This window comes from Bradyrhizobium sp. LB14.3 (assembly GCF_040547985.1).
GTDB lineage: Bacteria > Pseudomonadota > Alphaproteobacteria > Rhizobiales > Xanthobacteraceae > Bradyrhizobium.
Genome location: NZ_JBEPQT010000030.1, coordinates 23,993 through 36,945, shown reverse-complemented (window position 1 = coordinate 36,945; position 12,953 = coordinate 23,993). Strand labels below are relative to the sequence as shown.

Genomic DNA, 12,953 nt, shown 5'->3' with positions numbered 1-12,953 from the left:
TCGCTCCGGCGTCAGGATACGATCTTCGAGGCTTCATAGGGCTTCGGCTCGATGCCGAACGCCGCAAGCATGGAGCCGAGCGCGACCAGCGCGGGATGCATCGCGACGACGGGCTTTGACGTCACGAGCAGGCGAGCGGATCGGACCAGCGACAGCGGCAACCTCCCGAGCATCTGCGCAAACACCCGCGCCCGCGCTCCCGCGCCCTGCGCGGCCTTCGACTGCACACGATAATTGATTGCACCGATACGCAGACCACGCTTGGCGATCCAGCCGGGGCTGGTGCGGTTTTGCGGCACCGTCTCGGAGATGACTGCCTCCGCAGTCCAGTGGAACGTCATGCCGGCATCGCGGCATCGCACGAAGAAATCGCAATCGCCGCCGCCGAGGAAGTTGAAGCGCAGGTCGAAGGCGGGACGGTCGAACCGCTCGAACGCCGCGCGCGTGATCAGGCAATTGCCGCAGCCATAGATCAGCGGCACCGCGCCGCTGTAATCATAGGCGGGGCAGAAGGCGGGATGGCGCGAAAGCCAGGGCTTGCTGTCGTCTTCGAAGACCGGCAGCACCGGCCCGCCGACAACATCGGCGCCGGTCGCATCCGCGGTGCGAACCATCAGCTCGAGCCAGTCGGGCGAAGCGATCTCGTCGTCGTCGATCATCAGGAAGCGGGTCGCGGCGGGAAACAGCGCCTGCGCCGTCTCGAACGCGGCGTTGATCGCCTGGACGTTGCCTTGCCGTTTTTCGACCAGGCAGACGCCCTGGAGCCTTCCGCCGGCGAGATACTCCGCGGCCACCGGTGCGCTTTCGCGCCGTACTGCGTCGTTCTCGACCATGACGACGGCGAAGGAGCGCGGGGTACGCTGGCTGACGAGCGAGTCCAGCGTCAGCCGCAGATGCTGCGGACGGCGGAAGCAGGGGATGCAGACGACGATGCCGACCGACAGGTCGATAATTCGGGAGCTCGCCGCGATCTCCCGGTTGGGATCGCGCACGGCATCCGAGATACGCGCGGCGGACAAGTCTGTCGGGATCAATGTCATGACGTTCTAGATGCCCGATATAGATTGAAAAAGCCCTGCTTCGATCCCGCGGATCGGCGCCGTTTCGCAACGGCACAGCGCCGCGGGACAAATCCGCCCCAGAATGAACGGCTGGCGTGGGGCTCGCGACGCGCAAATCTCCGGCCATCACGGTGCAATACCATTCGCTTAACCGCCATCGCGTGTTTCTGCTGCAAAACCTTGCGCACGTGATAGTGCAATTCGCGGTCCATCGCGCGGGCGGCGGCCCGACATGGATGATGCCGTAGTTAACGCCCGTGCGCGTTAACTCGACCGTAAGCACCAAGACCGGTGAAGCTGCGCGGCATCAGATTTGCTCTTCGGGCATGCGAGATTTTTCCTGTAAATTTAAGTCGAACAAGCGCGGTCAGAAAATATGAACAAGCCAGCCACGATCGATTTCGCGACAGCCACGGCGGTCCAAATTCCCGCGGCCATTGCACCCCCTCAGGCGCTGCACGATCTCGTCCCCGGAGAAGCGCGCGACAGCCTGCTCGCCGTCCACGACGTACTGCGCCGCATATTGCCGCAGGGCCAGCTCGCCACCTACGAAGCCGGCGGCGGCTCGTGCAGCGTTCTGCCACCGGAATTGCTGAGCCGCAGCAAGGTCACCGTCGTCGACATTGACGAGGACCAGGTCCGCAACAACAGCTACGCGGACGAAGCGATCCTCGGCGACGTCCAGACGTACCGCTTCGGGCGCGAAACCTTCGATCTGGTGATCTGCTACAATGTGATCGAGCATCTGCCCCATGTCGACGCCGCGCTCCTTAATTTCCGCGATGCGCTCAAGCGCGGTGGGATGATCCTGATCGGCGCACCCAATCCGCGCTCGCTGTCCGGCGTCGTCACCAAATACTCGCCGCACTGGTTCCACGTCTGGTTCTACCGGCACATCCGCGGAATCAAGGATGCCGGCCTGCCGGGCGAGCCGCCGTTCCCGACTTTCTTCCATCCCCTGGTGACGCTGCCGAGGCTCGAAGCGTTCGCGGTCGCCAATGGCCTTGAGATGGTCTACCGCCGTGAGGTCGAGAGCCCGCGCTATCCCGAGATGCGCCGGAGCAAGCCGCTGTTCGCAACCCTGGTGGACGCCGGCGCCGCCGTGCTGAACGCCGTGCTTCCGCGCGGGACCGACGTCCGCCGCGGCGACTATCACGTCATCCTGCGGAAAAATTGACGGCCATGGTGAGCGCGCGGCCGATCGCACGACGAGCGAAGCCTCGTGGCCACGCCGCACGCGGTAACGAACCGTTAATCTCTGAAGGACCCCGCCGTCGCACGCGTCACAGCGACGCGTCGAAGAGTGGCATGCGTTTAAACGCTTTGTTTGCCATTTCGGTGAATAGTCCCTCAATGAGTATGGTTAATTTTCCCTGTTGCGTTGATTGGGCACCTATATCTCAGGTGCGTTGCGTAGAGCGAAGAGTAACCCCTCAGCACGCGACAGTTGGAATGAAAGCTGGGGATCATGCTTGACTATAACCAGCCGATAGACCCGGCCAGACCAGAGGCCCCGCAACAGCGGCCTCAGGCCGGCTTCAACGTGCTGGAGCTTGTCAATTTACTCTGGCGGCGGAAGATCGCGATTGCCGCTGCAGCCCTGCTCGGCGCGACCCTTGCCGTCACCGTGGGCAAGAGCCTGACGCCCCGCTACACCGCCACCGCCCAGCTCTATGTCGACCCGCGCGAGCTCCAGCTCGTCGATCGTGAGCTCACGCCCCGCGCGCAGGACGTCTCCGGCATGGCGATGGTGATCGAGAGCCAGGCGCGCCTGATCACCTCCAACAGCGTGCTGCTCAAAGTCATCCAGCAGACCGATCTGGACAAGGACCCCGAATTCGGCGGCGGCGGTGACGGCAAGAGCCTGATCTCGTCACTGCTCGGCCTGATCGGCCTTCAGCCCCGCGCGCCCTCGACCGCGGAGAAGAAGGAAGTGCAGCTCGCGGCGCTCGAGGCGCTGAACCGGCACATCACGATCCGCAAGACCGAGAAGAGTTTCATTGTCGACATCGAGGTCTGGTCGACCGATCCGGCGAAAGCAGCGATGCTCGCCAACGCGCTGACCAGCACCTACCTGACGGAATCCCGCAACTCGCAGGCTTCGGCAGCGCGGCGCGCCACCAACGATCTCTCCGGCCGCCTGAAGGAGTTGCGCGAGCGGCTGCGCAACGCCGAGACCGGGCTTGCGACTTACAAGGCCCAGAACAATTTCGTCGGCACCCAGGACGCCCTGATCAGCGACCAGCAGCTCTCCGCCAGCAACCAGCGGCTTTCCGCCGCCCGCGCAGCGACGATGGATGCGCAGGCGCGTCTCGACCAGATCGAGGCGAGCCGGCGCACGACAGCGGATGCAGGGGCGAATTCCGAGGCGCTGCAATCGCCGACCATCGCGAACCTGCGCGCACAATACGCCGACGCGCGCAAGAAATATGCGGAGCAGACCGGCGAGCTCGGCCCCCGTCATCCGGCGCTACGCCAGACCGAGAAGCAGGTCGAGGATCTCAAGCGCACCATCAACGAAGAGATCGACCGCTTCGCCCAGTCCGCCAAGAACGATTTGACGCGCGCCCGCGACTTTGAAGCCTCGCTCAACCGGGCGCTGGAGGCGCAGAAGCGGCAGAGCGTCCAGCTCAGCCAGGCCGCCGTGCGTCTGCGCGAGCTCGAGCGCGAAGTCGATGCCAGCCGCGACGTCTATCAATCCTTCCTCAAGCGCTCGCGCGAGACCGAGGAGCAGGAGACGCTGAACACTTCGGCGGCCCGCGTCATCGGCGAAGCGACGGTGCCGCAGCGGCGCTCGTTCCCACCGGCGATGAGCCTGTTCGCCATGATCGGCTTCGTCTTCGGCGCGATCGCTGCATCGAGCTGGTTCGTCGCGGCCGAACTGTTGCTCGCCGGTGCGTCCGTGCCAACACCCGCGCCGGCCCGTCCCAATCGCGCTCCGGTGCCGCAAGCTCCCCGAGTTCCAGAGCCTTCGCGGGCTCAGGAGACTGCACGACCTCAGCAGGTTTCGCGGACCCCGGAAGTCGCGCAGGCTCTCCCGGAGCTTGCCGCACCACCGCTGCAACCATCGATGGCTGAAAAGCCCTTGATCGAAAAGCCGCTGATCGCCCGCCTCCAGGAGGCCGACGTCATCCACACGCTCGGCGCCATTCTTGCCACCGGCAGCGGCGTCGACCTCACCCGTCTGGGCTGGCCGACGCTGCGCCCGGGTTTTCCGCTGACGACGCTGCTCAACGCCTGGCGCGACATGCGCGCCGCGGTGGCACGCCGTACGGACGGCAAGGCGATGCCGGTCATCGCGCTCGTCGGTGCCAGTGAGACCACCGGGCGCAGCGTAACCGCGCTGAATTTCGCGCTCGCGGCGGCGCGCGACGGCGCTCGCGTGCTGATGATCGATGCCGACCATCAGGCACACTCGCTCTCGAACAAGGTCAACCGTGCCGGCAAGAGCGAGCCGAGCAAGCTCGGCTGGCTTTCGATCGGCGGCAAGGCCGCGCGCGAGATCAAGACACTCAACGGCATCTCGGTATTGCCGGCCGCCGAAAGCGACGCCGGCAAGGCCACTGACGCCATCCGCAAGGCCATCGAGCAGGCGCGCTCCGCCGGCGGCTATGACCTCGTGATCCTCGACGGCCCCGTCGCGCCACTCACGGCCGCCAGCCGCAAACTGCTCGATGATGCCGACGCGCTGGTGGCGGTGCTGCCGACCAGCCTCGACATCAACGACGGCCTCGAGGAGATCTTGAACACGCTCGGCCGCGCGGAGCGCAAGCTCGTCGGCGTCGTGCTCGACGAGCTCACCCCCGCAACCCAAGCGCGCCAGCGAGGCAGACAATATGCTTGAGCGTCGCATCAATCTGGAGGGCCGGGCCGCAACCGCCGACGTGCCGCGGATCACGGTCGGCGGCCTTCGCATGGCCGCACTCGACCTGGAAGCGACCGCCGATTTCATGATCGAGGCAACCGATCCGCGTCATCGCATCGGCCGCCCGCTGTTCCTGACTTCGGCCAATGGCGAGGTGCTGGCGCGGTGTTCGACCGAGCCGCAGACCGAGCGTCTGTTCCGTGCCGCCGACCTGATCAACGCCGACGGCCAGCCGCTGGTGGCGGCCTCAAAACTGCAATCCTGGTTTCCACTGCCCGAGCGCGTCGCGACCACCGACCTGTTCCACGTCGTCGCGCGCAAGGCGGAAGCGCTGGGCCGCACCTTCTACATGCTCGGTGCCAGCGAGGCCGAGAACGCCGCAGCGGTCGAGAATGTTCGTCGCCTGTATCCGGACCTCAAGATCGTCGGACACAGCCACGGCTACCTCCGGGGCGAGACGCTGCGCGCGAAGGTCGAGGAGATCAATGCGCTCGCGCCGGACTATCTGTGGGTCGCGTTCGGCGTACCCAACGAGCAGGCATTCGTTGAGGAATTCACCCCGCATCTCACCAATGTCGGCGTCATCAAGACATCCGGCGGCTTGTTCAACTTCTTGTCGGGCAGCCGGTCGCGCGCCCCGCAATGGATGCAGAAGATCGGACTCGAATGGGTCTGGCGCACCTTGCTGGAGCCGCGACGCCTGTTCTGGCGCTATTTGACCACCAATCCCCGCGCGATCTATCTTCTCTTCAGCCGCAAACGGCCCTTCAATCGCTGAGAAACGTCGAGATGGCCGAGCGACGGACTGTCCGTCGGCCTGCTTTCAGGCGCGACCCGAGGGAGCACGGAACGAATGCATCAGGCCGCAAGCCTGCAATTCGAGCGCGTGATGGATGAACTCGTCCTCTGGCATGCCGTGCCGGAGGACGAACGATCGCCGGCGCCGGCCTGGTGGTGGGGTCCGGCAATGGCGTTGTTCGACGCGCACGAGCCGATGCCACACGCGTGGTGTTCTGAACTCGGTCTGAGCCACAACTCGAGCTTTGCCGAAGGCGCCCATGCCCTGCTCGCCCTGTTCGCCAAACAGACCTCGCTGACCTGGCCGGATGATTTTCCGCGCAAGGCGGAAATCAAGAAAGACGACGTCCGCGAGCTGCACCCGCAGCCGTTAGACGACAGCTCGTTTCAACCGTAGCGCAGCGGCTTCGGTGGCGGCCTGGTCCGGCTCCGGCTGGAGCGGCGGTGCGACAGCCAGCTCAATCGGTCGCAGCAACTCCGCCATCTGGCGCGCCGGCAACGGCTTGGCGATCAGGAAGCCCTGCATTTCGTCGCAGCCATGGGCGCGCAAGAAAGCTTCCTGTTCGACGTTCTCGACGCCTTCCGCGACGACGGTCATGCCGAGCGCCTTGCCCATGCTGATGATCGCCTGTGCGATCGCCTGGTCTTCCGAATCCTGCGGCAGGTCCCGCACGAAGGAGCGGTCGATCTTGATGGTGTCGATCGGAAAATGCTTCATCAGCGACATCGACGAATAGCCAGTGCCGAAATCGTCGATGGCGAGGCGAATGCCGCGACTCTGGATGGCGTCGAGCACCTTCAGCGCGCGCCCGACATTACGCATCATCATGCTCTCGGTGACTTCCAACTGGAGCAGCACCGGCGACATGCCGCTGGCGGCCAGCGCCTCGTCGACGTCCTGCAACAGATGTTCGTCGACAAACTGACGCGGCGACAGGTTGACTGCCATAGACACCGGCAACAAGCCGCGGCGCTGCCAAGCCATGGCCTGCGCGCAGGCCTCCCTTACCACCCAGCGGCCGATCGGCACGATCAGCCCGGTCTCTTCCGCAAGCGGAATGAACTGCGCCGGCGAGATGCTGCCGAGATCAGGATGTGTCCAGCGCAGCAGCGCTTCCACGCCGGTGATCTGGCCGGTCTCCATGTCCACCTTGGGCTGGTAGTTCAGCGAAAACTGTTCGCGCTCCAGCGCCCGGCGCAACGCGCTCTCCAGCGACAGCCGTTCTATCGACTGGGTCTTCACTTCCTTGGAGAAGAAGCGGTGGCCGTTCTTGCCGTCTTCCTTGGCGAGATACATCGCCATATCGGCGTTCTTGGTCAGCGTCTGCACGTCGGCGCCGTTGGCCGGATACATCGCGATGCCGATCGAGGCCGTGGTGTGGCACTCGTGCCCGGCCAGCTCCATGGGCTCGGCGAGCGCCTTCAGCAGCCCGGTCGCGATGCGCTGGACGTCGTCGATCTCACCGCACTGGTCGAGAATCACCACGAACTCGTCGCCGCCGAGCCGCGCCACGACGTCGCTTGCCCGCAGCGCACCGCGCAGCCGGTTCGCCACTTCGAGCAGGAGCAGGTCGCCGGCCTCGTGTCCCAGTGAATCGTTGATGACCTTGAAGCGGTCGAGGTCGATGAAAAGCACCGCGAAGCGGTGATCATGGCGCTGCGCCGCGTCGATTGCCTCCCGCAGCAGCCCGTTGAACGTCTCGCGGTTCGGCAGGTCGGTCAGGCTGTCGTGAGAGGCAAGGTATTCGATCCGCTCGTCCGCCTCGTCCTTCTCGTCCGCGCGATCGAAATTCTCCATCGCGAAGGAGACGTTGTCGGCGAGGCGCTGCAGCAGCTCGACGAACTCGATCGTGAAGGTACCCGGTTCGGTCGACATGTAGATCATGACACCGACGGCCTGATCGTGCACGACGAGCGGAAACGCCGCGCCAGACCGCGCGCCATCGTTGCGGACGATAGCGTGGAAGACGCGGACGCGGTCGTCGTTCAGATAGTCGTTGCTGATGCAGGGCTGGCGGGTGCGGAACGCCGTGCCGCTCATTCCGCGCCCCTCGGGTCGCTCGGGGTCGACGGAGAGACGGACGTTGCGCGTGGTGTCGGCGGACGGCCCGGCCGCCGACACGATCTCGAGCTGGTCGCTGCCTGACCTAGCCAGCGCAATCGTGGTCGAGGTGAACTTAGCGCCGTTCGACGCTGCCAGGCAAACGAGGCCGAACAGCTCGGCCCGCGACTTCGCCCGCATGATCGCTTCGTTGGTCGCGCTCAGCGCCGCAAACATGCGCGTCAGGCGCTCCTTCTGCGCATCGGTGCGGGCCTTTTCCTCGGCGCGCTCGAAATTGTCGAGCGCAAACGACACGTTCTCGGCAAGCCGTCCCAGCAGCTGGATGAGATCCGGCGTGAACGTGCCTTCGTCCGGCGAGAGGAACAGCAGCACGCCGATCGCCGTACAGCCATTGCTGAGCAACGGGAAGCAGGCGCCCGATTTCGTGCCCTGGATGCGAGCGATCTGATGCCAATGGGCCGTGCGGATGTCGGTAAGAAGCTCGTTGGCGACGCAAGGGGCGCGCGTACGGAACGTCGTGCCGGCCAGCCCTCGGCCTTCCGGATCGCCAGCCGACGTCGAGAACCGCCATTGCTTGACCTGATAGCAGCTCTCGCCCTTGGTCATGGCAATGTCGAGGTAGTGCCCGGTCTCGTCCACGAGTGCGATGGTCGCGGAGGAGAAGGTGTCGCCGAGCACCGCCGCCTCGCAGATCACCTCGAACAGTTCGGCGCGGGTCTTCACCCGCATGATCGCTTCGTTGGTCGCGGTCAGCGCCTCGAGCATGCCGCGCAGACGGTTGCGCTGCATATCGGCCTTGGCCTTCTCGTCGGCCCGGTCGAAATTCTCCAGCGCGAAGCCGACATTAGCCTGGAGCTTGCGCAGCAGCTCGATGAATTCGCCCGTGAAGGTGTCGCGCTCCGGAGAGTTGAACAGGAACACGCCTTCGACCTGGTCGCCGTTGAAGAGCGGCAACGCCGCGGAGGACGCGATCCCGTTGCGGCGGGCGCTGGCCTGCCACGGCGCAATGCGATCGTCGGCGAGCACGTCGTTGCTGACGGCGGGCTGGCGCGTGCGGAATGAGGTGCCGGTCAGCCCACGGCCTTCGGGCACATCGTCGCAGGTCGAGAATTTGAAGTTGCGAACCTGGTCCGCGTTCGGTCCGTAGCAGGAGACGACACGCAGCAGTTCGGCGTGATGATCGGCGAGCGCAATGGTGACCGAAGTGAACTTGGCTCCCTTCGCCGTCGCCTCGCAGACAAGGTCGAACAGCTCGGAGCGCGACCGAGCGCGCAAGATCGCCTCGTTGGTGGCGCTGAGCGCCGCATACATGCGTGCCAGGCGCTCTTCTTCTCTGGCGATCTTGGCTTTTTCAGCCTCGCGCCCGAAATTCTCGAGCGCGAACGAGACGTTCTCAGCCATCCGCAAGAGGAGCGCGACGATCTCCTCGTCCTTGGCCCAGGATCGGCTGATGAAGAACAAGAGCACGCCGACACTTTCACCGCGCCTGATCAGCGGCGCGACCACGCAGGCGGCAACGCCGGTGTTGACGTTGGCGCGCTCCCACGGAGTGCCCCTGGTGCGGCGAGCGAGATCGTCCTCGACGATCGGCTTTTGCGTCCGGAACACCTCGCCGGATATGCCCTTGCCGCAGGGATTTTCCGGATCGATCGAATAGCGTGCCTGGGTGACCAGCTCGAGGTTCTGCCCGGTGGAGGCGACCGGCTTCATCCAGTGAGAAGCCGGCTCGCGAAGCAACACGATAGTCGCCAGCGATTCGCCGCTGTGCACGGATGCGTCGCACACGAGCTGGTACAGCTCCTGCTCGCTCTTGGCGCGCAGGATGGCCTCGTTGGTTGCGCTGATCGCGCCGTACATGCGGTTGAGCCGGCGCATCGCCCGCACGCCGGTCTGCCGTGCAGTCTCGCGCGCGAAATTGTCCAGAGCATAGGAAATGTTGGCCGACATGCGCTCGAACAGCGACACCATCTGATCGCTTAGCGAACCGGCCTCACTGCGGGTCACGAGCAGCACGCCGACGCTCTTGCCGCTGCACAGAAGCGGTAACGCCGCCGCGGCGCCGACATGCGCCTTAAACGCGCCCTCGCGCCACGCGAGCGAGCGCGGGTCGTTCAGAAAATCGTTACTGATGCAGAGCTTCCGGCTGCGGAAGGCCTCCCCGCTGACGCCCGATCCCTCGGCAGTTCCGGCTTCCGTGGTGATCTCGATTGCGCTCAACCGCGCGACGTCGTCGCCGCGACCGGCGGCAAAGCGCAGCAGACGGCCGTCCGAATCCACGAGGAACACGGCGACCGCCATGAAGTCCCCGCTCGAAAACCCGGCGTCGCAGACCTTCTGGTACAGCTCGTCGGGCGATTTCGCGTAGAGGATCGCTTCATTTATGGCGCTCAACGCCGCAAAGGTGCGCGCGAGTGTCGTCGTCACGATCTCAACTCCCCGGGCATTTCTGCCTTTTTTTCCCGGGTGACGTTATGACCGGCGATCGCCTAAGTGGTCGTTATTGCGCGCAGCAAACCCTCGATCAAAGTGAATGAGCTGCGAACAACCGGTGGAAAACTGTCGAAAATGCCGCCGCACGGGACGAATCTTCAACCAAAGGCGCGTGCTCTCTACGAATTTGCAGCCCTGTATTGGTTTACGGGAGATTGATATCGCTCGCGCGCTTTGAGACGATGGCTCTCAGCAACCGCCCGCCAAGGGCGATGACCGAGGAAACGCGATGCCCATCGTCAAGGCCGACCGCCTCACGCGAGTCAGCGCCGTGCTGCTTCGTGCCGCCGGAGCTTCCGAGGAAGAGGCTGACGCGGTCGCGATCGGCTGCGTCAACGCCAATCTCGCCGGCCATGATTCCCACGGCGTGATCGCTGTTCCCACCTACATCGACCGTATCAAAGCTGGCCACATCGTGCCCGGCGCCAAATGGAGCATCGTCCAGGAATCGCCGACGACGACCGTGATCGACGGCCATTGGGGTTTCGGCTTCCACGTCAACGCCAAGGCGATGGCGCTGACGATCGAGAAGGCGAAGACGGCGAATGTCGCCGCTTGCACCGTGTTCCGGCAAAGCCATGTCGGCCGCCTCGCCGCCTATCCGCTGATGGCGATGCGCGAAGGCATGATCGGGATCGCAACGGCAGATTCCGGCCGCTCACCGAAACACGTGGCGCCGTTCGGCGGCAAGGAGGCACGGCTTGGCACCAATCCGATCTCGATCGCGGTGCCGTCCGATCTCGATGCGCCCTTCTACCTGGACATGGCGACCTCGGCGGTGGCGGCCGGCAAGATCCAGCTCGCGGTCGCCCGCGGCGAGGAGATTCCGACGGGATGGATCATCGATGCCGAAGGACGACATACCACCGATCCGACCCAATACCGCAAAGGCGGCGCCCTGCTGCCGCTCGGCGGCACCGAGGGCTACAAGGGCAGCGGCCTCGCCGCCATGGTCGAGGTGCTCTGCGGCCTGCTCACCGGCCTCGGCTTCGGCGTCGAGCCGACGGGACGGCACAATGACGGCTGCTTCATGGCGGTGTTCAACGTCGCTGCGTTTCGCCCGCTGAAGGAGTTCAAGCGTGAGGTCGCGGATTTCGCGCAATACCTGAAATCAACTCCGCCCTCCGAGGGCAGCAACGGCGTCTACTATCCCGGTGAGATCGAGGGCGTGCGCGAGCAGCAGCGCCTGCGCGACGGCATCGAGATCGAGGATGCGACCTGGGAAAAACTGCGGGCGCTGGCGCGCGAATACAGACTCGATACGGTCCTCGATCTGGCCTGACGGTATTTTGGAGAACAGCAGCATGACGCGGCAGATGGTACTGGTCGGCTTCCTCCAGGCGCAAAACTGCACGAATCTGCCGAGCTCGTGGCGACATCCGGACTCGCGCGACGATTCGATGTCGGCGGACTATTATCAAGAGATCGCCAGGGTCCTCGAAGCCGGCAAGTTCCACATGGCGTTCTTCGACGATCGCCTGGCGATGCCGGACCGCTACGGCAACGATCACGCCCACACCGTCGAATACGGCATCCGCTGCGTGAAGATGGACCCGCTGATCGTGCTGACCACGATGGGTATGGTTACAGAGAAGCTCGGGTTGGGGGCGACCGGCTCGACGACCTATTTCGAACCTTTCGACATCGCCCGCCGCTTCGCAACGCTCGACCTGATGTCCGGTGGACGCGCCGGGTGGAACGTCGTCACCTCGCTCAACGACGGCGAGGCACATAACATGGGCCGGGATTCCCATCCCGAGCACGACTCCCGCTATGACCGCGCCGACGAGTTCATGGATGTCGTGCTCGGCCATTGGGATACCTGGGAAGACGGCGCGCTCATCATGGACAAAAAGAGCGGCCGCTTTGCCGATCCGGCCAAGGTGAAGCGGCTCGATCACAGGGGACCGGCGTTCAAGTCCCGCGGTCCGTTCACCGTGCCGCGTTCGGACCAGGGCCATCCCGTGATCATCCAGGCCGGCGCGTCCGGCCGCGGCCAGCGCTTTGCAGGACGATGGGGTGAGGTGATCTTCACCGCCGCGCGCAACCTCGCCGCCGCCAAGGAAGGCTATGCGGCGGTGCGTAACGAGGCCGCGAAAGCCGGCCGCGATCCGGAAGCGATGTTCCTCTGCAACCTGACGACGCCGGTCTGCGCCGCGACCAAAGCCGAGGCCGAAGACAAGATGGCGCTGATCAACAAGCTGCCGCTGCAGATCGACGCGCTGTCGCTGCTGGCCGAAGCGCTCAACTACGATTTCGCCTCCAAGGATCTCGACGCGCCGCTGACGACGGAAGAGCTGAAGAGCATGCAGGGCATTCTGGGCATCCGCGACGGCGTGCTCAAGAACTCTGGAAAGAGCAATCCGAGCGCGCGCGACTTCGTCACCTTTTCCGGCCGCGGTCAGGTCCAGGATGCGATGGTCGGCGGTCCCAAGGAGATCGCGGACAAGCTCGAAGAGATGTTCGTCGAGCGCGGCTGCGACGGGTTTGTCATCGCCGCGACCTATGTGCCCGGCTCCTATGCCGACTTCGTGCAACATATCGTACCGGAATTGCAGCGGCGCGGCTTATTCCAGAAGGAGTATCGCGGCAAGACGCTGCGGGAAAATCTCGGGCTCAAGCGGCCGGCCGCCGGCGCCTGGAAAATGCAGCCGCGCCATGCCGCGGAATAGCAACG

Annotated in this window: 8 protein-coding genes; 6 read left to right on the top strand and 2 right to left on the bottom strand. The window is 64.7% G+C overall.

Annotated elements, in window-relative coordinates; genetic code table 11:
* Positions 1–11: 11 nt before the first annotated feature.
* Complete coding sequence (locus tag ABIB00_RS33140; protein WP_354107254.1) at positions 12–1,040, bottom strand: glycosyltransferase family 2 protein; 1,029 nt, start codon at positions 1,038–1,040, stop codon at positions 12–14.
* A gap of 397 nt (positions 1,041–1,437) precedes the next feature.
* On the opposite strand from ABIB00_RS33140, the gene ABIB00_RS33135 reads away from it, so the two are divergent.
* The 4 genes from ABIB00_RS33135 to ABIB00_RS33120 all read left to right on the top strand — a co-directional run bounded on the left by ABIB00_RS33135 (position 1,438) and on the right by ABIB00_RS33120 (position 6,121).
* The gene (locus ABIB00_RS33135) at positions 1,438–2,238 is read left to right on the top strand and encodes a class I SAM-dependent methyltransferase (RefSeq protein ID WP_247446226.1); all 801 of its coding nucleotides are present in this window, start codon (positions 1,438–1,440) and stop codon (positions 2,236–2,238) included.
* Between the two features lie 291 nt (positions 2,239–2,529).
* Complete coding sequence (locus ABIB00_RS33130) at positions 2,530–4,905, top strand: exopolysaccharide transport family protein (RefSeq protein ID WP_354107253.1); 2,376 nt, start codon at positions 2,530–2,532, stop codon at positions 4,903–4,905.
* Positions 4,898–5,704: a WecB/TagA/CpsF family glycosyltransferase gene (locus ABIB00_RS33125; RefSeq protein ID WP_354107252.1), complete on the top strand. Its 807-nt coding sequence runs from the start codon at positions 4,898–4,900 to the stop codon at positions 5,702–5,704. Before ABIB00_RS33130 ends, ABIB00_RS33125 begins: the two co-directional genes overlap by 8 nt.
* Positions 5,705–5,779: 75 nt before the next feature.
* The gene (locus tag ABIB00_RS33120; protein WP_247339773.1) at positions 5,780–6,121 is read left to right on the top strand and encodes a hypothetical protein; all 342 of its coding nucleotides are present in this window, start codon (positions 5,780–5,782) and stop codon (positions 6,119–6,121) included.
* Here the strand turns inward: ABIB00_RS33120 and ABIB00_RS33115 are convergent.
* Positions 6,095–10,210, bottom strand: a complete 4,116-nt coding sequence (locus tag ABIB00_RS33115) for a bifunctional diguanylate cyclase/phosphodiesterase (RefSeq protein ID WP_354107251.1) — start codon at positions 10,208–10,210, stop codon at positions 6,095–6,097. The genes ABIB00_RS33120 and ABIB00_RS33115 overlap by 27 nt on opposite strands.
* A 295-nt stretch (positions 10,211–10,505) precedes the next feature.
* On the opposite strand from ABIB00_RS33115, the gene ABIB00_RS33110 reads away from it, so the two are divergent.
* Together ABIB00_RS33110 and ABIB00_RS33105 are read left to right on the top strand one after the other, a co-directional pair.
* Positions 10,506–11,558, top strand: coding sequence for an Ldh family oxidoreductase (locus tag ABIB00_RS33110; protein ID WP_354107250.1), 1,053 nt, complete (start codon positions 10,506–10,508; stop codon positions 11,556–11,558).
* A gap of 22 nt (positions 11,559–11,580) precedes the next feature.
* Positions 11,581–12,948 carry an LLM class flavin-dependent oxidoreductase gene (locus ABIB00_RS33105; RefSeq protein ID WP_354107249.1) on the top strand — a complete coding sequence of 456 codons (1,368 nt, stop codon included), beginning with the start codon at positions 11,581–11,583 and terminating at the stop codon, positions 12,946–12,948.
* Positions 12,949–12,953: the final 5 nt, after the last annotated feature.